Origin of the sequence: Streptomyces sp. NPDC057617 (assembly GCF_042800555.1) — a bacterium.
GTDB lineage: Bacteria > Actinomycetota > Actinomycetes > Streptomycetales > Streptomycetaceae > Streptomyces.
In genome coordinates this window covers 578,863-599,124 of the sequence record NZ_JBHVGV010000001.1, presented here as the reverse complement: position 1 = coordinate 599,124, position 20,262 = coordinate 578,863, and the positions used below count along the sequence as shown (strand labels likewise).

Annotated in this window: 19 protein-coding genes; 7 read left to right on the top strand and 12 right to left on the bottom strand. The window is 70.4% G+C overall.

Annotated features, from left to right (window positions below):
* Positions 1–106 precede the first annotated feature (106 nt).
* From ACFU9P_RS02740 to ACFU9P_RS02695, 10 genes are all read right to left on the bottom strand, one after another.
* A complete protein-coding gene (locus tag ACFU9P_RS02740; RefSeq protein ID WP_376386588.1) occupies positions 107–1,030 on the bottom strand; it encodes a DUF6895 family protein in 924 nt (307 codons plus the stop codon).
* A gap of 260 nt (positions 1,031–1,290) precedes the next feature.
* Positions 1,291–2,031: a hypothetical protein gene (locus tag ACFU9P_RS02735; RefSeq protein ID WP_384077368.1), complete on the bottom strand. Its 741-nt coding sequence runs from the start codon at positions 2,029–2,031 to the stop codon at positions 1,291–1,293.
* Positions 2,028–2,213, bottom strand: coding sequence for a hypothetical protein (locus ACFU9P_RS02730; protein WP_376386584.1), 186 nt, complete (start codon positions 2,211–2,213; stop codon positions 2,028–2,030). The genes ACFU9P_RS02735 and ACFU9P_RS02730 overlap by 4 nt, the downstream gene beginning before the upstream one ends.
* Before the next feature lie 140 nt (positions 2,214–2,353).
* Entirely contained in the window at positions 2,354–4,303 is a 1,950-nt protein-coding gene (locus ACFU9P_RS02725; protein WP_384077903.1) for an APC family permease, read from the bottom strand.
* A gap of 511 nt (positions 4,304–4,814) precedes the next feature.
* Complete coding sequence (locus ACFU9P_RS02720) at positions 4,815–5,807, bottom strand: ABC transporter substrate-binding protein (RefSeq protein WP_384077367.1); 993 nt, start codon at positions 5,805–5,807, stop codon at positions 4,815–4,817.
* A gap of 55 nt (positions 5,808–5,862) precedes the next feature.
* A complete protein-coding gene (locus ACFU9P_RS02715) occupies positions 5,863–6,660 on the bottom strand; it encodes an amino acid ABC transporter ATP-binding protein (RefSeq protein WP_376386580.1) in 798 nt (265 codons plus the stop codon).
* On the bottom strand, positions 6,657–7,700 hold the full coding sequence (locus ACFU9P_RS02710) for an amino acid ABC transporter permease (RefSeq protein ID WP_376386579.1): 1,044 nt from the start codon (positions 7,698–7,700) through the stop codon (positions 6,657–6,659). The genes ACFU9P_RS02715 and ACFU9P_RS02710 overlap by 4 nt, the downstream gene beginning before the upstream one ends.
* A gap of 16 nt (positions 7,701–7,716) precedes the next feature.
* Entirely contained in the window at positions 7,717–8,637 is a 921-nt protein-coding gene (locus ACFU9P_RS02705; protein ID WP_384077902.1) for an ABC transporter substrate-binding protein, read from the bottom strand.
* 97 nt (positions 8,638–8,734) lie between these two features.
* On the bottom strand, positions 8,735–9,256 hold the full coding sequence (locus ACFU9P_RS02700) for a GNAT family N-acetyltransferase (RefSeq protein ID WP_376386577.1): 522 nt from the start codon (positions 9,254–9,256) through the stop codon (positions 8,735–8,737).
* Positions 9,256–10,389: an LLM class flavin-dependent oxidoreductase gene (locus ACFU9P_RS02695; RefSeq protein ID WP_384077364.1), complete on the bottom strand. Its 1,134-nt coding sequence runs from the start codon at positions 10,387–10,389 to the stop codon at positions 9,256–9,258. The genes ACFU9P_RS02700 and ACFU9P_RS02695 overlap by 1 nt, the downstream gene beginning before the upstream one ends.
* Before the next feature lie 667 nt (positions 10,390–11,056).
* Between ACFU9P_RS02695 and ACFU9P_RS02690 the strand changes: the two genes are divergently transcribed.
* The 4 genes from ACFU9P_RS02690 to ACFU9P_RS02675 all read left to right on the top strand — a co-directional run bounded on the left by ACFU9P_RS02690 (position 11,057) and on the right by ACFU9P_RS02675 (position 13,934).
* Entirely contained in the window at positions 11,057–12,148 is a 1,092-nt protein-coding gene (locus tag ACFU9P_RS02690; RefSeq protein ID WP_384077362.1) for an amino acid ABC transporter permease, read from the top strand.
* Between the two features lie 67 nt (positions 12,149–12,215).
* Positions 12,216–12,749 (top strand): type 1 glutamine amidotransferase domain-containing protein, encoded by a 534-nt coding sequence (locus ACFU9P_RS02685; RefSeq protein WP_376386571.1) that lies wholly within the window; start codon positions 12,216–12,218, stop codon positions 12,747–12,749.
* 44 nt (positions 12,750–12,793) lie between these two features.
* The gene (locus ACFU9P_RS02680; protein WP_376386569.1) at positions 12,794–13,198 is read left to right on the top strand and encodes a hypothetical protein; all 405 of its coding nucleotides are present in this window, start codon (positions 12,794–12,796) and stop codon (positions 13,196–13,198) included.
* A gap of 217 nt (positions 13,199–13,415) precedes the next feature.
* Positions 13,416–13,934 (top strand): ATP-binding protein, encoded by a 519-nt coding sequence (locus ACFU9P_RS02675; protein WP_384077360.1) that lies wholly within the window; start codon positions 13,416–13,418, stop codon positions 13,932–13,934.
* A 153-nt stretch (positions 13,935–14,087) separates the two neighbouring features.
* Here ACFU9P_RS02675 and ACFU9P_RS02670 read toward each other — a convergent pair whose 3' ends face one another.
* A complete protein-coding gene (locus ACFU9P_RS02670) occupies positions 14,088–14,597 on the bottom strand; it encodes a DUF5709 domain-containing protein (RefSeq protein WP_376386590.1) in 510 nt (169 codons plus the stop codon).
* 291 nt (positions 14,598–14,888) lie between these two features.
* On the opposite strand from ACFU9P_RS02670, the gene ACFU9P_RS02665 reads away from it, so the two are divergent.
* The 3 genes from ACFU9P_RS02665 (at position 14,889) to ACFU9P_RS02655 (ending at position 19,663) form a co-directional block, all read left to right on the top strand.
* Positions 14,889–16,238 carry an NAD(P)/FAD-dependent oxidoreductase gene (locus tag ACFU9P_RS02665; protein WP_384077358.1) on the top strand — a complete coding sequence of 450 codons (1,350 nt, stop codon included), beginning with the start codon at positions 14,889–14,891 and terminating at the stop codon, positions 16,236–16,238.
* A 1-nt stretch (position 16,239) separates the two neighbouring features.
* Positions 16,240–18,090 carry a transketolase gene (locus ACFU9P_RS02660; protein WP_384077356.1) on the top strand — a complete coding sequence of 617 codons (1,851 nt, stop codon included), beginning with the start codon at positions 16,240–16,242 and terminating at the stop codon, positions 18,088–18,090.
* Between the two features lie 166 nt (positions 18,091–18,256).
* A complete protein-coding gene (locus ACFU9P_RS02655) occupies positions 18,257–19,663 on the top strand; it encodes an NADP-dependent succinic semialdehyde dehydrogenase (protein WP_384077354.1) in 1,407 nt (468 codons plus the stop codon).
* A 119-nt stretch (positions 19,664–19,782) separates the two neighbouring features.
* On the opposite strand, the gene ACFU9P_RS02650 is transcribed toward ACFU9P_RS02655, so the two are convergent.
* On the bottom strand, positions 19,783–20,133 hold the full coding sequence (locus ACFU9P_RS02650; RefSeq protein ID WP_384077352.1) for a tetratricopeptide repeat protein: 351 nt from the start codon (positions 20,131–20,133) through the stop codon (positions 19,783–19,785).
* Between the last annotated feature and the right edge of the window lie 129 nt (positions 20,134–20,262).

Below are 20,262 nucleotides of genomic sequence, written 5' to 3'. Positions count from 1 at the left end.
GGGAGGGCGGGGGCATAAGCCCCCCCCCCGGGACCGGGGGCCCAGGCGGGCGGCGCCGGCGGGGATCCGGCCGGCGCCGCCTGTGCCGTCCCGGCGGTGCCCGTCGTCATCGACGGGTGCCGAGGGTGCGGGAGACGGCGAGCGTACCGGCGACCGCGGCCACCACGGTGGTGTGGTGGTGCGCCGCGAAGCGTTCGCCGGCATCCCCGGCGACGGGGTGGCCGTCGCGGGGCATCAGCCCGTCCTCGTGCTGGAGGCGGGCGAGCCGCTCCCAGTCCGCCGGGTCGCAGAGGGGATCGGGCAGCGAACTGCCGACGATCATCAGTTCGGCCACCAGGTCCCACTCGGCGATCTCGGCCCAGATGTCGATCCAGGCGGGTAGCCAGTCGGTGAGATAGGCGGCCAGCTCGACGGGCAGATCGGCGGGGACACGGCCCCAGTCGGTGAGATGGAAGACCGTGTGCGTCATGTGGTAGGCGGTCATCCAGTCGATGAGCCACGGCTCCGGGAGCGCGCCCAGCCAGGTCGCCCGGGTCAGCGCGGCCCAGTCGGCAGCCCGCTCGCCCTGGTCGAACCCGCCGACCCGGGCGGCGTTGGCGATGGCGAGACGGCGGTTGGGCATCACCTCCACCGCGCGGGCCGAGCGGAGCGAGGTGGTGTGCGCGAGCAGCCGGTCAAGCCCCTCGTGGCGGTAGCCGCTCCTGGCGAAGTGGGTGTAGGTCTCCAGCGGGTCGCTCATCATCGGATAGCGCAGCAGCCGCTCATGGAGCATGGCGCCGCCGCCGAGCTGCTCCCAGGTGAAGTCCAGCAGCTCGCGGGCGAGCCGCAGCTCGGTACTGCCGGCCACCGCCTCGCGCAGCACGAGGGAGGCGGCGAGCGCGGTCTCGCCGAGGGGCTTGTAGACGCTGTCGGGCTCGGCGAGTTCGGCGGTGGTGCCGGGCGGCAGCGTGCTGTGCTCGCGGTTCGAGTGGAGCCAGGTCAGGGCGCGGGAGGTGATCCGATGGGCGGTTTGTGTGACGGGCATCGGCATGACGGGGTCTCGGTCCGATCGGGTGACGGTCAGTCAGACAGGGCCTGGTGATCGAGGGGGAGTGGAAAGGGGCGGATGCGGTCGGAAGGGGGGCGGTGCGGAATGGGCCGGGCAGTGAGCGAGGCCCGGGCGGGCGGTTCGGTTGAAACACGCAGGGCTCGGGGTGAGCGCTGGTCAGGTCGGTTGAACCAGGCGGTGCTGAGCGGCGGACCGGGCAGCGCGGCCGTACGTACGGGCAGCCGGTCGTCCGTGAACCGTCGTCAGACCCCGATCAGCCGGCGCGCGATCGCCGTGTCCAGTGCCAGCCGGTCACCGCCCGCCATCAGCCCGATGTGCTCCACCAGCGGCGCCGGGTCGAGCGGCAGCTCCACCCCGTCCGCGTGCAGCCACGCCAGCCACCGTACGATCCGCGCGGCGGTCGGATAGTCCCTGCGCAGTACGGCACGGGTCGCCCCGCGGGCCAGCGCCAGCGGAGCGCCGCGCGCCGCGTCATGCACCGGACTCTCCAGCCCCGGCAGCGCCAGCGCGGAGAGCCGGCCCATCCTGACCGACCAGGCCGCCCACCCCGTACCGTCCCTGGGCGCGGCGACCCCGGCGGGCGGCGAGGTGGGCCGGGGCACCCCCGTACGCGCGGTGTCTCCGCTGGTCAGGACGGTCAGCAGGGTGACCGTGCCCCAGTCGCGCCAGGCCATCAGCCAGGGCTCCTCGGGCCCGGTCGGCGGCGGCAGCGGCTCCTCTCGCGAGGGCGGCAGGGCCGTGAAGGACAGGGCCACCGCCTCCGCGTCCAGCGGATGGAACGCGGTGCCCGCCAGTACGGCCGGCGCGAGGACATCCGCGCCGAGGATCCGGATGGCGGCCAGCGCCGCGCCAGGGTCCCGCTCGCTCTCGACATGCTCGGCGACCATGGCCGTGCCCCCGGCGCCGTGAAGGGCGCCGAGGGCACGCCGTGCCAGGCCGGCCGCTGATTCTTGGTAGGTGGTCCGCGACCGGTCCTGGCTCACAGGCCCTTCGGCTCCTTTGGCTCCTTCGGGGACAGCAGCAGCAGCAGAAGCAGCAGGCCCGCCGCTTCCGGTGCGTAGACCGGCGCATCGCTGTAGGGGGCCTCGGGCTCGGCCATGGCCGCACCCAACGCACGGTGGTCCAGGGTGATTTCTCCCGGCCTGATGGTCTGAGAAAGCATCATGGGCTCCTCCTGTAGACGCACTTGCCCTCCCTGGGCAGTGCCATCGCCCACCCTAGGATGAAACCGACAAACCGACCAATCAGAACAGAGGTCGACCATTCCATACGTTTTTCATATCCCCGGAGGGCTCAGGCCTCGCCCTACACCCCGCCATGCGCCCCGCCGTACACATGGAAGGGCACGGTCGTCACCACGATCTTGGGCAGTGGCCGTAGCGCCCGCCGCAGCCGTCCCGCCAGCGGGCTGTGCAGAATGCGGTGCCACCAGTGGCGTACGACGATCTCGGGAAGGATGACGGTGATCGTCAGATCGGGGCGCTGATGGTGCAATTGCTCGATATAGCTGATCAGCGGGGTCACGATGGCCCGGTAGGGGGAAATGACGATTCTCAGCGGCAGATGGTCCCCCCAGAGCTGCCAGCTCTCACGGAAGCGCCGGGCGTCCTCGTCACTGGGACTCACATGCAGGGCCAGGACGGGCTGCTGGAGGGAGGCGGCATAGGCCAGGGCGCGCATGCTCGCCTGGTGCAGCTCGTCGACCAGGACGACGGAGAGATGCCGGATCTGCTCGGGGGTCTCCTCCCGCTCCTCCTCTTCCGGTGCTTCCAGCTTCTTCCGTTCCCTCCGTTCCTCCCGTCTCTTCCTGACGGGGACGCGCTCTGACGGACCCTCGGCGCCTTCCTCCTTCTCTTCTGCTCCTTGCTCCTTCTCCGGTGCGCGGGTCTCCGGCCGCGCCCGGAGCGTACGGCCCGGGATCTCGATGCTCCGCGCGTGCAGCCGCAGCGCCCTGCGCACCGTGTCGTAATGGCGCTTGATCCTGGTCGTCACCAGCAGGAACAGGGCGATGGTGAGAATGGCGAGCCACGCGCCCTCGGTGAACTTGGTGATGCCCGCCGTGATGAAGACCACGGCCGAGAGCAGGGCGCCCGTCGCGTTGAAGGCGAGGCTCTTGCGCCAGTGCCGGTCGCGCCGCCGCCACCAGTGGACCACCATGCCGCACTGCGACAGGGTGAAGGCGAGAAAGACCCCGACGGCGTACAGCGGAATGAGTGACGCGGTCTTGCCGTCGAAGGCCGCGAAGATCACCGCGGCCAGCACCGACAGCAGGATGATGCCGTTGCTGAACGCCAGCCGGTCCCCGAGCCGCAGAAAGATCCGGGGCGCGTGGTCGTCGCGCGCCAGCAGATACAGCACCCGGGGAAAGTCGTTGAACGCGGTGTTCGCCGCCAGCAGCAGCACCAGCGCCGTCGCCGCCTGGATGAAGATGTACATCCCGCCGGAGCCGAAACTGAGATGGGCGAGCTGGGACAGCACGGTCTCCTGCGACTCGGGCACCACACCCGACAGATGGACCACCGCGATCGTGCCCGCGAACAGGGTGACGAGCAGTCCGATCATCCAGGACAGCGTCGTGCGCGCATTGCGCCAGGCGACCGGCTCGAACGCGGGCACCGCGTTCGAGATCGCCTCGATACCGGTCATGGCAGTCGACCCCGACGCGAACGCCCGCATCACCAGCAGCAGACCGACCCCCTCGACGGCGTGCGCCGCGGGGGCCGGTACGGGCTGGAAGTCCCGCCCCGCCGCGTCGTACAGACCCGCTCCCACCAGCGCGAGTACGGCGATGACAAAGGCGTACGTCGGTGCCGCGAACAGCGCGCCCGCCTGTCTGACACCCCGTAGATTCCCCGCCAGCAGTACCGCGATGACCAGCAGCCCGATCGGCACGACATCGTCGGCCAGCCCCGGAAGCGCCGAGGTGACCGCCGCCATCCCGGACGAGACGGAGACCGCGACCGTCAGGACGTAGTCCGTCAGCAGACCGGCCGCGGCCATCAGCCCCGGCACCCGGCCGAGATTGTCCGTCGCGACGATGTACGAGCCGCCGCCGTGCGGATACGCGCGGATCGTCTGACGGTACGACAGCCCGACCGCCAGCATCAGGAAGACGATCGCCCCGGCCACCGGCACCGCGTACGCGAGCCCCGCCGTACCCGCCAGCACCAGCACGGCCAGCAGCGCCTCGGGGCCGTACGCGACCGACGACAGCGCGTCCGCCGAGAGGACCGGCAGCGCCACGGTCTTCCGCATCCGCTCCCGCGCGATCGCCGTGCTCCGCAGCGGCGCCCCCAGCAGCGCGTGCCGCAGCCACGGGCCCAGCCGGCCACGCTCCGGCGCGCCCGCCTCCACCACGCCCACATCCGCGGGCAGCGGCAGCCCGCCCAGCGGAGGCACCTGTACGAACCGGCCGAAGCGGGCCGGCACGATCTGCGCGGGATCGGGATAGCTGCCGACGTCCGGATCCACCGGCAGCGCCGCGCGCCAGGCGTCACGGGCGGCGGACACCCGCCCCCACTCACGGCCCACCTGCCGCAGCAGCATCGACTGGCGCGCGTCGGGCTTCTCCACGACGACGGGCATGGGCGTGCCCTCGGTGTCCTCCGCGTTCCGGGCCCGTCGGCCGTCCCGGCTCTCCCGGCCGTCGCCGCCGTCTTCTCCCTGGGTATCCGTCACATCCGTGAGTCTCATCGGCGTGAGCGGGCGGGTTGTCCTCAATCGCCGGACGGGCCCGATATTCGCTCGTCCGGTGGTCCCGGAATGGTTACGGCGCGGTCTTCGGCAGTCCCGGCGGGTTCAGCTCGGAGGAGGTCACGGCCTCGCTCGTCAGGCCCCAGCGCGCCAGCACCTTCTCGTACGTACCGTTCTTGATGACGGTGTCCAGCGCCTGCTGAAGCGCCTTCACCAGCCCGTTGTCCTTCTTGGTGGTGGCCGCGATCTTGCCCTGGACATCGGCGCCGCCGCCCGAGTACGTACCGATGATCTCGGTCTCGCCGGTGGCGGCGGCGTGGTACGCGGCGGTGGGGTTGGGGCCGAGATAGGCGTCGAGGCGGCCGGAGCCGAGTGCGAGATAGTAGTCGCTGGCGTTCTGGTAGTACTTGATGTCCGTGGCCTTCAGGCCGTTCTTGACGTTCTGCTCGCTCCAGTCGACCAGCAGCTTCTCCTGGTTGGTGCCCGAGGCCACGCCGATCGTCCTGCCCGCCACGTCCTCCGGGCCCGCGACCTTCCAGTCGCTGCCGCCCTTCTTCGTCTCGAACGCCAGATTGTCCAGACGGTAGGTGGCGAAGTCGTACTTCTCCTTGCGCTCCTCGGTGACGGTGATGTTGCCGAACCCGGCGTCGTACTTCCCGCTGTCGAGGCCGACGAAGATATTCGCCCAGTCGACCGTGTTGTAGTGCGGCTTCAGCCCGAGCACATCCGCGACCAGCGAGGCGATGTCCGGCTCCACCCCGATCACGGTCTTGTCGTCGGTCGCGTAGAAGTCCAACGGCGGCACGGAACCGGCCGAGTTGACGATCTCCAGGGTGCCGCGCCTCCGGATCGCCGCGGGGACGAGCGCGGCGATGGAGTCGACCTTCTCCGTGCTGATCCGCTTCTGGTCGGGGCCGAGGTTGATCTTCAGGCCCTCCTTCCCGGAGCCCTTGGCCGACACCTCGTCGGTGGAGGCGTCGGCCGGGTCGCCGCAGGACGAGAGGGAGAGCACGGTGATCAGGCCGAGCAGGGCGGCGGTGGTACGGCGGGTACGTCTCGATGGCACGGAGGGCTCCTCGCTGGATACGGGCGGACAAGAGGGAGTTGAAAGGACGGGACCGTCACAGGACCTTGGAGAGAAAGGCCTTGGTCCGCTCATGGCGCGGCCGGTCGAGCACCTCGGCCGGCGGACCCTGCTCGACGACCAGCCCGTCGTCCATGAACACCACGGTGTCGGCGACCTCGCGGGCGAAGCCGATCTCATGGGTGACCACGATCATCGTGGTGCCGCTACGGGCCAGATCCTTGATCACATCGAGGACCTCGCCGACCAGTTCGGGGTCGAGCGCCGAGGTGGGCTCGTCGAAGAGCAGCACCTTGGGCTCCAGCGCCAGCGCCCGGGCGATGGCCACCCGCTGCTGCTGACCGCCGGAGAGCTGCCGGGGATAGGCGTCGGCCTTGTCGGCGAGACCCACCCGCTCCAGCAGCCGGGCGGCCTGTTCGACCGCGGCCTTGCGGGGGCGGCGCAACGCGGAGACCGGGGCCTCGATGATGTTCTCGACGACGGTGAGATGCGGGAAGAGATTGAAGTTCTGGAAGACGAAGCCGATATGGAGCCGCTGCTTCAGGACCTCCCGCTCCTTGAGCTCATGCAGCTTGGATCCGGAGCGGCGGTAGCCGATCAGCTCGCCGTCGATACTGACGTAGCCCCGGTTGAGCTTTTCGAGGTGGTTGATACTGCGCAGCAGGGTCGACTTCCCCGAGCCCGAGGGGCCCAGTACGACGGTGACCTCGCCCGTACGGACCTGGAGGTCGACCCCGCGCAGCACCTCCAGCGTGCCGAAGTTCTTGTGCACACCGCGCACATCGACCATCAGCTCGCGGCTGTCGGTGCTTTCGCTCTCTGTATCGGCAGTCATCGCGGGAAACCTCCGGTGGCGGCAGCGGCCCGCATCCTGCGGGTGAAGCTCCTGGCTCGCTGGAGCGGGGTGGGCGGGGGAGTGCGCTCGGCCCCGCGCGCGAAGTGCCGCTCCACGTAGTACTGGGCGACGGACAGCAGGGTGGTGAGCAGGATGTACCAGGCGGTCGCGACCATCAGCAGCGGTACGACCCGTCCGTTCCGTCCGTAGATCACCTGGACCTGGTAGAACAGCTCGCCGATCGCCATCACCGAGACGATCGAGGTGCCCTTGAAGAGGGAGATGACCTCGTTGGCGGCATTGGGCAGGATGCCGCGCATCGCCTGCGGCAGCAGGATGCGGCGGAGCTGCCGCAGCCGCGGGATGCCCAGCGCCGCCGCGGCCTCCAACTGCCCGCCGTCCACCGAGATGATCCCGCCGCGCACGATCTCCGCGGCATACGCGGCCTGGTGCAGCGCCAGCCCGATGACGGCCGCCGACATGGCGCCGACCAGATTCATCGTGTCGAAGCTCCACAGCACCGGACCGAACGGGATGCCGACCCCCAACTCCTGGTACAGATAAGCCAGGTTGAACCAGAAAAGAAGCTGGACGATGAGCGGGATCGAGCGGAACGCCCAGATGTACGTCCAGGCGACCGTCTGCAGGATCGCGCTGCGCGACAGCCGCATGAAGGCCAGGACCACGCCGAGGGCGAAGCCCAGGACCGTGCCGTACGCGGTGAGCTGGAGCGTCACCCACACGGCCTTGAGCACGGTGTCGGTGGACAGATAGAGAAAGAAGGTCTCCCAGTCCCACCCCGGATTGGTGACCAGACCGTGGACGAACTGCGCGACGACGACCAGTGCCGCCGCCCCCGCCACCCACCGCCAGTGATGACGCGCGGGCACGACCTTCAGCGCGGCGAGGTCTTCCGTACCCGCGGGGACGCCCGTACCGGCACCGGCCGGGGCGGAAACCTTCGCCGGCCCGGGAACCGGGGGTGCTGCGGACGGCGGTACGGGCGGGGTGTCCGCCGGAGTGCCGGTTGCGGTATCCATCGAAGGCTCCTGCCGGCTACTTCGCTTCGGGCGGACTGATCTGCGACTCCTCGATGGCGGAGTCCTGCGTCCCCCACTTTTCGAGGATCCGGCCGTACGTGCCGTTCTTGATCAGCTCGTTGACGGCCCCCTGGAACGCCTTGAGCAGCGGCGAGCCCTTGGCGAAGGCGAAACCGACATCGAGCCGGTGGAACTCGCCCAGGAACCTGACCCCGGCCGCGGGCTGAGCGGCCTGGTAGCGCAGACCGTTGATGGTCGACATGACCACATCGATCCGGCCCTGCTGAAGACTGGTCGTGATGGCGCCCTGGTCGGAGAAGACCTTGACCGTGTACGGCTTCTTGCCCGCGTCCGCGCAGACCCCCTTCTGGGAGTTCAGCGTCGCCTCGAAGGTGGTGCCCGCCGAGGTGCCGACGGTCTTGCCGCAGAGCTGTTCGAGCGTGGTCACCTTGTCGAGGCTCGTATCGTCCTTGCGGACGGCGAACCCCTGGCCGTCATTGATGTAGGTGACGAAGTCGATGGTCTTGCGCCGCTCGTCGGTGACCCCGAAGTTCCCGGTGCCCAGGTCGTACTTCCCGCTGCCGAGCGCGGGCAGGATCGCCTCGAAACTCGCGTCCTGGCGCTCCAGTCTCAGCCCCAGCAGCTTGCTGACCGCGTCGGCGATGTCGATGTCCAGACCGGCCGGCTCACGGGTCGAGGTGTCGGGGAAGTACGCGCTGGGCGGCGCCCCCACATAGGAGGCGATACGGAGCGTGCCCTGCGTGCGGACATCCGCGGGCAGCAGGTTCGCCAGCGCCGCGTTCTTCTTCAGCGACGAGGTGACATCGTCCGAGGGCGCGGGCGAGGCGGCGCCCGCCGGCCCGGGGCCGGACTCCGTGTCCGTACCGCACCCCGCCAGGACGGGCAGGAGCAGGGCCGCGGCGAGGACGGCCGACAGCCGGCTTCGCGTGCGGCGCGGTGAACGTACGGGACGTACGGGCCTGGCGTCGCGGCGCGCGGGCCGCGGACGGCCCGGGATCAGGGGGCGCACGGGGTCATACCTTTCCTTCGGCGGAGCCGGCGGGACGGCCGGCGAGATGCTTCTCGAACGGCAGCGGGCCGATGGTCTCCGGGTCGGCGCTCGTATCGAACAGGGGCGTGTATCCGGCGGTGAGGTAGAGCCCTCGCGCCTCGGGCTGGCGCGGCCCGGTGGTCAGATGGATCCGGCGGTAGCCCCGTGCGGCGGCGGTACGTTCCAGCTCGCCGACCACCCGCAGGGCCAGCCCCCGCCGCCGGTGCGCGGAGTGGGTCCAGATCCGCTTCAGCTCGGCCGTGGTGCTGTCGTACCGGCGGAACGCGCCTCCGGCGACCGGCTCGCCGTCCTCCAGCAACAGCAGCAGGGCCCCGTGCGGAGGCTCGAACTCCTCGTCCGGATAGCGGGCCAGCTCGTCGCGCGGGTCGATGCCGTAGCGGGTGGCGTACTCCCGGCCCAGCTCGCTCAGCATCGGCAGCGCCAGCGGATCCGAGAGGGCGGTCCGTACCCAGGTCTGCCCGCCCGGCTCGGCGACGGAGGTCATCAGCCCGCCTCGACCAGGCGTCGCGCGCCCTCGGCCGCGCGCTCGGCGTCCCGCTTGGCGACCTCTTCGCGTACCAGCGGGATGACGTAACGGCCGAAGTCGACGGCGTCGTCCAGCAGGTCGTAGCCGCGGGCGGAGATGATGTCGACGCCCAGGTCGTAGTAGTCGAGCAGTGCGGCGGCGACCGTCTCGGGCGTACCGACCAGGGCGTTGGAGTTGCCCGCGCCCCCGGTGGCGGCGGCGGTCGGGGTCCACAGCGCGCGGTCGTAGCGCTCGCCGGACTCGGCGATCGCGATCAGCCGCTGCGAGCCGGTGTTCTCGGGCTCTCCCCGGCGGCGGTGGCGCACCAGGACCGGGTCGCCCTGCTCCCTGCGCGCCTTGATCGCGTCCACCGTCCGGTGGGCCTTCTCCCAGGCCAGTTCCTCGGTCGGGGCGATGATCGGACGGAAGGCCACCTGGATACGGGGAGGCGCCGGGCGGCCGGCCGCGAGCGCCGCGGCGCGCACCGCCTCGATCTGCTCCGCGGTCTTCTCCAGCGGCTCGCCCCAGAGGCAGTAGATGTCGGCCTCGGCGCCGCCCGCCTCGTACGCCGCCGGCGAGGAGCCGCCGAACGACACACCGGGCCGTGGCTGCTGGACCGGGAACACATCGCTGACGAAGTCGTGGAAGCGGTAGTGCTCGCCCTCGTGGTCGAAGGCCTCGTGCGAGGTCCAGATCCGCTTGACGATCTCGATGTACTCGCGCGTACGCGAATAGCGCCGGTCCTTGGTGAGCGTGTCGCCCTCACGGCCCTGCTCGTGGTCGTTGCCGCCGGTGATGAAGTGGACCGTGAGCCGCCCCTCGCTGATCCGGTCCAGCGTGGCGAACGTCTTGGCGGCATAGGTCGGGTACGACACGTTCGGCCGGTGCGCCAGCAGGATCTGCAGCCGGTCGAGGCGGGAGGCGATGAACGCGGCGGCCGGCGCGGGATCGGGCGAGCCGGACCCGTACGCGAACAGCACCCGGTCCCAGCCGTGGTCCTCATGGGCGCGGGCGAGCCTGAGCGTGTACTCCTTGTCGAACGCGGCGCCGGAGCGGGGATTCGTCTCCGACCCGTCGTGGGTGGCGGCGATACCGAGGAACTCCACAGGCATGACGGACCTTTCGGGCGGGGAAGAGGAGCCGCCCGTACGTGGGCGGAGGGCATGCCGAAGGAACCCCTGGGCACACACCGCGGGACAGCGGCTCGACGGAAGAGCTGTGGCGGACGCGGGCAGGCGAAGCTGCGGGCGGAACTCGGAAGTGGTGGTGCGGACAGACTCAGAAGTGGTGGCGCAGACAGCGGAATGGCGCGTGGAACGTCAGGAAGACGACGGCGGCAGCGCGCGCCCGGAGAGGAAGCGGAGAGAGGCCCGCCACGGAATCACCGAGGGAGGGAGGGGCCGGTCGGACGGCCCGCTGCCGGGTCAGGTGCTACGGCTAGGCGCAACAAGAGGCGGACCACACTCGACCGAAGTCGATGTGGCCGCGGGTGACCAACGGCAGCTGCTTCTGCATGGAGCCAATTGAGCACGGTCCGTTCACCGAAGTCAACCGGTGCTCGCACTGTGGTCGGGCACCGCCGCTCCTTGCCGCTCCTTGACAAGGGCGCCGAGTCCGCCCGTACGATCGAGGGACGTACGACCCTGTGCGCGCCGGTCTGTTCAGTGAAACCGGCGCCAACACCGGAGCGTACCGGCCGTGTTGAGGGACGCGGTGTGCGCGAAGACGTCCGGAGTACGCAGACCACCGCCGCCCGCTCTCTCCCGCCGGAGCCTCCTCATGTCCGCAACCCCCGATGTCCTCGGCGTATCAGGCCCGTCGACCCCTCCGAAGCGGGACCCGTCCCCTTCGGACACGCCTTCTTCAGGCGCGTCCTCCTCAGGTGCGGCCTCTCCGAAGCGGGATCTGTCACCGCCCGGGGCCGATGAGATCACCCGTATCGTGCCCCGCCGCCACATCGGACGGTGGCTGTCCGGCGCCGTGGCGCTGCTCGTTCTGGCGATGGCCGTCAACTCGGTCGTCCGCAACGAGCGGTTCCAATGGAGCGTGGTGGGCCAGTACTTCACCACACCCGCCGTACTGGACGGACTGCTCCTCACCCTCTGGCTGACCGCGGGCGTGATGGTGCTGGGCTTCCTCATCGGCACCGTCTTCGCCGTCATGCGGCTCTCCGCCAACCCCGTGCTGCGCACGATCAGTTGGGGATACGTATGGATCTTCAGATCCACCCCGCTGCTCGTACAGCTCCTGTTCTGGTTCAACATCGGCGCGCTCTATCCGACGCTCGGCATCGGGATCCCCTTCGGCCCCGAATTCCTCACCTTCAAGACCGTGAACCTCTTCGGCGCCGGACTCACCGCCCTGATCGGGCTCACCCTGCACGAGGCGGCCTACGCGGCGGAGGTGGTGCGCGGCGGCATCCTGTCCGTGGACGGCGGCCAGACCGAGGCCGCGCAGTCCCTGGGGCTGAGCCGGTGGCGGGTGCTGCGCCGGATCATCGTGCCGCAGGCGATGCGCTCCATCGTCCCCACCGCGGGCAATATGCTCATCGGCACCCTGAAGGGGACGAGCATCGTCAGCGTCCTCGCCGTACAGGACCTGCTGTTCTCGGTGCAGCTCATCTACAACCGTACGTACCAGGTGATCCCGCTGCTGATGGTGGCGACCCTCTGGTACATCGCGGTCACCAGTGTGCTGTCCGTCGGCCAGTTCTACGTCGAGCGGTACTACGCGCGCGGCGCGGCCCGCGAACTCCCGCCCACCCCGTTCCAGCGGCTGCGCCACCGGACCGCGGACCTGGCGGGACGCCTCCGTACCGCCACCGCCCCGACGCGCCCGCCCGCCGGAAATCGGGAAGAATTTCACAAGTAAGAGGAGAGAGATACGAACCGAACACAACAGCAGGACAGCGGTTCTGCGCGAGAAGAGTGTGAATCCCATGCGAGTGGCATTCCTCATGGCCCCCGAAGGCGTGGAGCAGGCCGAGCTGACCGAACCGTGGAAGGCCGTGGGCGACGCCGGCGGCGACCGCGTACTGGTCTCCACGGCACCGGGGGAGATCCAGGCCTTTGACCACCTGGACAAGGCGGACACCTTCCCCGTCGACAGCACGGTGTCCGAGAGCAGCGCCGACGACTACGACGCGCTGGTCCTGCCCGGGGGCGTCGCCAATCCGGACGCCCTGCGGATGGACCCGAAGGCCGTGTCGTTCGTCAAGGGCTTCTTCGACGCCGGCAAGCCGGTGGCGGCGATCTGCCATGCGCCATGGACGCTGATCGAGGCCGATGTGGTGCAGGGCAGGACGATGACCTCGTGGCCGAGCCTGCGGACCGATCTCGGCAACGCGGGCGCCACCTGGGTCGACGACCAGGTCATGGTCGACACCTCCGCGCCCAGCACCCTGATCACCAGCAGGAAACCGGCGGACCTCGACGCCTTCTGCTCGACGTTCCTGAAGGAACTCGGGATCTAGGCCTGAAGAAACCCGGGATCCGAGGACCAGGAGAGGAGATACCCGTGAAGAGTCGCGCGAAGAGCCCTGCGAAGAGTCCCGCGAAGGGTACGCACCAGCCCGTGGACGAGGTCGTGGTGGCGCTCACCAACGGGGCGAAGGAGGACGCGCACGCCGTGTTCGGCGTGCTGCGCACGGCCTTCGCCTGTGACCGCGCCGCCGACGACATCCCCCGGGAAGTGGCCGAGCGCCGCCCCACCGTGTGGATCGCGACGTACGACGCCTCCCACATGCGCAGGAAGCCGGGGCCCGCGAAGCTGGGCGCGCCGCTGACGGCCACCCTCCAGGGCGGCTACACCGCGGTGGACAGCATGCGGAAGACCCTGGCCTCCGTGTTCACCGTCCGTGATGTCGGCACGGCCTTCGGCGACCAGGAGGAGGAGATCCAGGTGCGCCTGGAGAGCCGGTAAGCGCCGCTGTCCTGGGCGTGAAGCGCCTTCGTGTTGCGGTCATGGAGGGGCGACCTCACCCTGAGGATGACCCAGAAGTGGTTATCGCTCACGCTTCGTGCTCGGGGGTCGTTGGTACGTCGTCAGCAGCGGTACGCGGTAGTGGTACGTGGTTGACGCCGGCGGCAGGGGTACAACGGGGCGAAGCCTGTGGGCCTCTGTGTGAGGAGCCTCGACCATGACAGTTCCACTCGCCCGTCACTACGTGGTGGAATTGCACGCCTCCCCGGAGCGCGTCGCGCAGCTCCGGCGCATCGTCGCAGCCCATCTCCGGCACTGGAAACTCGAACTGCACGTCGATCCCGTCGGCAGGGCCGTAACCGAACTCCTGACCAATGTCCACCGCCATGCCGACGACGACAACCACTGTGTGATCGAACTGCGCTGGACGGGCCGCCATCTCACGGTGTCCGTGGAGGACAACGGCCCGCGGATGCCCCGGCTGCACACCGCGGGCGGTGGCGGAGGGCTGGCGCGGGTCGCCGCGCTGAGCGACAGCTGGGGCACCTGCCCCACGGCCTGGGGCAAGGTCATCTGGTTCACCAGAAGTGTGCGCAGCCCGCAGGACATACCGCGGGGGCCGTGGGCCCCGCTCAGCGGGCTCGACGCCGCGCGGTGCCAGCCGGTCCCGGAGCCCGCCCCCTTCCCGGGGCTTCCGGCTCTCCCGGCCTGGCCGGCCGTTCCCGTGCCGGTCTGACCGCGGGTGTCCCGAGCCGAAGTGCCGGACACGAGAAGCGCCGTACACCACGCGGGAGTTCACCCGCTTCCGGTGTACGGCGCTTCTCGTGCTCTTTCTTACGGCTGCACGGCTGCACGGCTGCACGGCTGCACGGCTGCACGGCTGTGCGGCTCACCCCGGCCCGTACTCGTCCTCTTCGCCGTACGGCATCTCGTCCTCACCGGCATATGGAATCTCGGACTCCTCCGCATACGGAATGAGATGCACCGCGGCCTCCTCCGCCGACGCCGCGGCACCGTCGATCCCCACATCGCTGGCGATCATGTCCTTCTCGGCGTCCTCGTGTGCTCCCTCGTCGGGCGCCACCAGCCGCCCCGAGCGATCGTCGCCGACCTCGTCGTCGAGCGTCTCGCCCTCTCCGTACGGGAGATCGCCGATGCCGTCGCCCACCGGGGCCGTCAGATCGGGGACTTCTTCGGCGAGCCGCTGGTCCAGCGTCTCGCCCCTGCGCTGCTCGGCGGCCGTCGTGCCGGTGTGCTCCACGCCCAGCGGGCGCTCCGGCGGCGACCAGCCCTCGTCGAAGGGGTCGGAGCCACGGTCGAGCAGGGTGTCCTCGGGGTCGAGGATGCCCTCGTCGTCGATGATCTCCGAGCCGTCCGGCTGGTAGACCTCGTCACCCATCAGCTCGTCGCTCTCGTCGCCGTCGCCGCTCACGTCGTACTCCTCGCTCCCCGCACGCCGGCCGTGCGCCGACGCGTCGGGGTCCTGCCCGTCGGAAGGGGCGGCTCCTTCCTCTGCGTCCACCTTCCCACCTCTCCCCACCGTGTCAACCGGCGGCAGAAGCCCAGGTGGGGCGGCTCGCGCGGCGGGGTGTGAGGGGCGCCGGGCGGGCCGGGGTGTTTGTCGCCGCCCTCGGCGGGCACGTGACAAGTCGTCCCGTACGACCCGTTATGTCACAGTCCGGAGTCGAACGTGAGCCAGAAGCGCATCGTCATCGTCGGGGCCGGATTCGCCGGCTACGAAGCCGCCCACACGCTCTCCCGCCGCCTGAAGGACAGAGCGGAAGTGGTCCTGCTGAACCCCACGGACTACTTTCTCTATCTCCCACTCCTGCCCCAGGTCGCCGCGGGCATTCTGGAGCCCCGCCGGGTGACCGTCTCCCTCCCCGGGACGCTGCCGCGGGTACGGCTCGTCCTCGGCGAGGCCGACCATGTCGACCTCGAATCGCGGTGTGTCGGCTACCGGGGACCGGAGGGTGAGCGCGGCGAGCTGACCTACGACCGGCTCGTCCTGGCCGTGGGCAGTGTCAACAAGCTGCTGCCGGTGCCCGGAATCGCCGAGTACGCGCACGGCTTCCGCGGGCTGCCCGAGGCGCTCTATCTGCGCGACCATGTCACCCGCCAGATAGAGCTGGCCGCCGACACCGCCGACCATGGCGAGGCGGCCGCCCGTACCACCTTCGTCGTGGTCGGGGCGGGCTACACCGGTACCGAAGTCGCCGCCCAGGGCCAGCTCTTCACCGACGCCCTGGTCCGCAAGCAGCCCGCCTGGCGCCATACGCGCAAGCCCCGCTGGCTGCTCCTCGACATCGCCCCGCGCGTCCTGCCCGAACTGGACCGCAGGCTCTCCACCACCGCGGACCGGGTGCTTCGCAGGCGGGGCGTGGACGTACGGACCCGTACCTCCGTCAAACGCGCCGGACCGACCGGAGTGACCCTGGACGACGGCGAGTTCATCGAGACCCACACCCTGGTGTGGTGCGTGGGCGTACGGCCCGACCCGCTGGTCTCCGGAGTCGGCCTGCCCGTCGAGCGGGGCCGGCTGCTGGTCGATCCGCAGCTCAATGTGCCCGGCCACCCCGAGGTGTTCGCCTGCGGTGACGCCGCGGCCGTACCGGACCTCACCCGGCCGGGCCGGTTCACCCCGATGACCGCCCAGCACGCGAGCAGGCAGGGCAGGGTCGCCGGCCACAATGTGATCGCCTCCCTCGGCCACGGCGAGCAACAGACCTACCGGCACAACGACTTGGGCTTCGTCGTGGACCTCGGCGGGGTCAAGGCCGCGGCCAACCCGCTCGGGGTGCCGCTGTCCGGACCGCTCGCCGGCGCCGTCACCCGCGGCTACCACCTGGCGGCCATGCCGGGCAACCGGGTGCGCGTCGCCGCCGACTGGCTACTCGAATCGGTCCTGCCGCGCCAGGCCGTACAGCTCGGTCTGGTCCGGTCGTGGACCGTACCGCTCGAATCGTCGTCGCCCGAGCTGGCGCGCGTGCCCGGCGGACCCGATACCACCGACCCACACCGCACACCCCGCGAGGAGTGACATGAACAGCGAAGAACTGGCCGAACTGGGACAGCAGTTGAGGGTCGACTCGGTACGGGTCGCGGACAAGGCCGGATCGGGCCATCCGACCTCCTCCATGTCCGCGGCCGACCTGATGGCGGTACTGCTCGCCAAGCACCTCCGCTACGACTTCGACCGCCCCGCCCATCCCGGCAACGACCGGCTCATCTTCTCGAAGGGCCATGCCACACCGCTGCTGTACTCCATGTATCTGGCGGCGGGCGCGATCGACGAGCAGGAGTTCCTCACCTACCGCACCCTCGGCAGCCGGCTCGAAGGCCATCCGACGCCGGAACTTCCCTGGGTCGATGTCGCCACCGGCTCGCTGGGCCAGGGACTGCCCGTGGGGGTCGGCATGGCGCTCGCGGGCCAGCGGCTGGGCCGTACCCCGTACCACGTCTGGGTGCTTTCCGGCGACAGCGAGATGGCCGAGGGATCGGTGTGGGAGGCGATCGAGCACGCCGGGGTCGAGCATCTCGACTCGCTGACCCTTGTCATCGACGTCAACCGGCTCGGCCAGCGCGGCCCCACCCGCCACCAGCGGGACCTGGAGGCGTACGGCCGCAGGCTCCGCGCGTTCGACTGGCACACCGTCGAGATCGACGGCCATGATGTCGACGCCGTCGACGCGGCCTTCAACGAGGCCCGGTCGACCGGCCGCAGGCCGACCGCGATCATCGCGGGCACCCGGAAGGGCAAGGGCGTCGCCTCCGTCGAGGACCGCGAGGGCATGCACGGCAAGCCGCTGCCCGACGCCGAGAGCGCGATCGAGGAGCTGGGCGGCCGGCGCTCCATCCGGGTCTCCGTGGCGAAGCCCGCCGCAGCCGAGACCCCCGCCCGTACCGCCAGGCACCCCGTCACCCTCGAACTCCCGCGCTACGAGGTGGGCGACTCGGTCGCCACCCGCGACGCGTACGGAAGGGCGCTCGCCGCGCTCGGTACGGCCAAGGGCGAGGTCGTCGCGCTCGACGGCGAGGTTAGCGACTCCACCCGGGTGGAGTTCTTCGCGAAGGAGCACCCCGACCGGTTCTTCGAGTGCTACATCGCCGAACAGCAGCTCATCGCGGCGGCCGTCGGGATGCAGGCGCTGGGCTTCGTCCCCTTCGCCTCGACCTTCGCGGCGTTCCTGACCCGCGCGCACGACTTCCTGCGGATGGCGTCCGTCGGCCGGGCCTCGATCAATGTGGTCGGCTCGCACGCGGGCGTCTCGATCGGGCAGGACGGTCCGTCGCAGATGGGCCTGGAGGACCTGGCGATGTTCCGCGCGGTGCACGGCACCACGGTGCTGCACCCCTGCGACGCCAATCAGACGGCACGGCTGGTGGCGGACATGCACGCCCTCTCGGGCATCCGCTATCTCCGTACGCTCCGGGGAGCGACCCCGGTGATCTACGGGCCCGACGAGGAGTTCCCCGTCGGCGGCAGCAAGGTGCTCCGCCGCTCGGACGGCGACCGGGTGACCCTGATCGGCGCCGGCGTCACCGTGCACGAGTGCCTCAAGGCGGCGGATCTGCTGGCCATCGAGGGCATTCCCGTACGGGTCGTCGATCTCTACTCGGTCAAGCCGGCCGACGAGCACACCCTCCAGGCCGCGGCGGCCGACACGGGCTGTCTGATCACGGTGGAGGACCACCGTCCGCAGGGCGGGGTGGGGGACGCGGTGGCCGAGGTGTTCTCGGACGGGCGGCCGGCGCCCAAGCGGCTGGTACGGCTGGCGGTGGACCGGGTTCCGGGGTCGGCGACACCGCGCGAGCAGCTCCGGGCGGCGGGGATCGACGCGGACTCGATCGCGGCGGGGGTGCGGCTGCTGGTGGAGAAGATCATCCACTGAGAGCGCCCGGTCGCCGGGGTGCGGTTGCGGGGGCGGGTGGCGCGCGCGAGGGTCGGACTGTCGGAGTCCAGGACTGCCGGAGTTCCTGCGAGGACTGCCGGAGTTCCTGCGCCAGGACTGTCGGAGTTCACAAGACTGTCGGAGTTCATACGGGGAGGAACGGCGCATGCCCATCGCCACGGTCAATCCCGCCACCGGGGAGACGCTCAAGACCTTCGACGCGCTGGGCCCCGAGGAGACCGAACGCCGCATCGCCACCGCCCACGCCGCGTTCCGGCGCTACCGCACCACCGGATTCGACGAGCGTGCCCGGCTGCTGACCCGCGCGGCCGAGCTGCTGGACCAGGACGGACCCGACATCGCCCGCACGATGACCACCGAGATGGGCAAGCCGGTCGCGGCGGCGCGGGCCGAGGCCGCGAAGTGCGCGAAGGCGATGCGCTGGTACGCGGCGCACGCTGAAGAACTCCTCGCCGACGAACTCCCCGCCGACGCCGAGGTCAAGGACAGCGGCGCCTCCCGGGTGCGGGTCCACTACCGGCCACTGGGCGTGGTGCTCGCGGTGATGCCATGGAACTTCCCGCTCTGGCAGGTCGTACGGTTCGCCGCCCCGGCCCTGATGGCGGGCAATGTCTGCCTGCTCAAGCACGCCTCGAACGTGCCGCAGACCGCGCTCTATCTGGAGGATCTCTTCCGGCGTGCGGGCTTCCCGGCCGGCTGCTTCCAGACCCTGCTGATCGGCTCGGACGCGGTCGAATCCGTTCTGCGCGACCCCCGGGTGGCCGCCGCCACACTCACCGGCAGCGAACCCGCCGGCCGCTCGGTGGCGGCGATCGCGGGCGACGAGGTCAAGAAGACCGTCCTGGAACTGGGCGGCAGCGACCCGTACGTCGTGATGCCCTCGGCGGACATCGAGCGGGCGGCCGGGACCGCGGTGACCGCCCGGGTGCAGAACAACGGCCAGTCGTGCATCGCCGCCAAACGCTTCATCGTGCACGAGAAGGTGTACGACGCCTTCGCCACGCGGTTCACCGCCGGGATGCGCGAGCTGACCGTGGGCGATCCGCTCGACGAGTCCACCGACGTCGGCCCGCTCTCCACCGAGCGGGGCCGCGCCGACCTGGAGGAACTCGTCGAGGACGCGCTGAGCCGGGGAGCGACCGCGCTGTGCGGCGCCCGGCGCCCGGAGGAGTTCGAGCGGGGCTGGTACTACGCGCCCACCGTCCTCACCGGCATCACCGACGCGATGCGGATCCACCACGAGGAGGCGTTCGGCCCGGTCGCCACGCTGTACCGGGCCGCGGATCTGGACGAGGCGGTGGAACTGGCCAACGACACACCGTTCGGGCTGAGTTCCAACGTATGGACACGCGACGAGGACGACGTACGCCGCTTCGTCCGCGACCTGGAGGCGGGCGGGATCTTCTTCAACGGCATGACGGCCTCGCACCCGGCGCTGCCCTTCGGGGGAGTGAAGAGGTCAGGGTACGGGCGGGAGTTGTCGGGGCACGGGATCCGCGAGTTCTGCGACATCACGACGGTGTGGCACGCGGCGGAGGGAACCGTGAGCTGAGCGGGCCGACCGTGAGCCGAGCGGGCCGAGCGGGCCGACCGTGAGCCGAGGGGGCGACCGGAGCCGACCGGAGCCGAGCGGGCCGGAAGCCGGCTTCCGGCCCGTAGCGGTAGCGATCCTCAGGCTTCTTCCACGGGGAACTCACCGGCGAGCGCGGCGGCCATCCGGAGGTGGGTGGCGGCCTCGGCGCGGCGGCCCTGCCGCTCCAGGGTGCGGCCCAGCATGAGCCGCGCGTACGCCTCCACCGGGTCGCGCTCCAGTACGGCGCGCAGCTCGGCCTCCGCCTTCCCCAGCCGCGCCGAGTGGTAGTACGTACGGGCGAGCAGCAGCCGCGGGGCCACCTGCTCCGGCACCTCGGCCACCAGCCCGGCGAGGATACGGGCGGCCGTCAGATACTGCTTGGCCTCGAAGAAGAGCTGAGCGCGGTCCCAGCGCTCGGCGGCCGTCCCGTACTCGTAGTAGGTGTCCACGTACCCTCCTGTTCCGGTGTCGTACGCTCACAACAGGTATGGGTGGTTGAAAATTCCACTATCGATAGGGTGGGGGTACCGGTGGTGCGGATACCGCTGGATACTGCCCCTCCGGACGTCACGGGATTA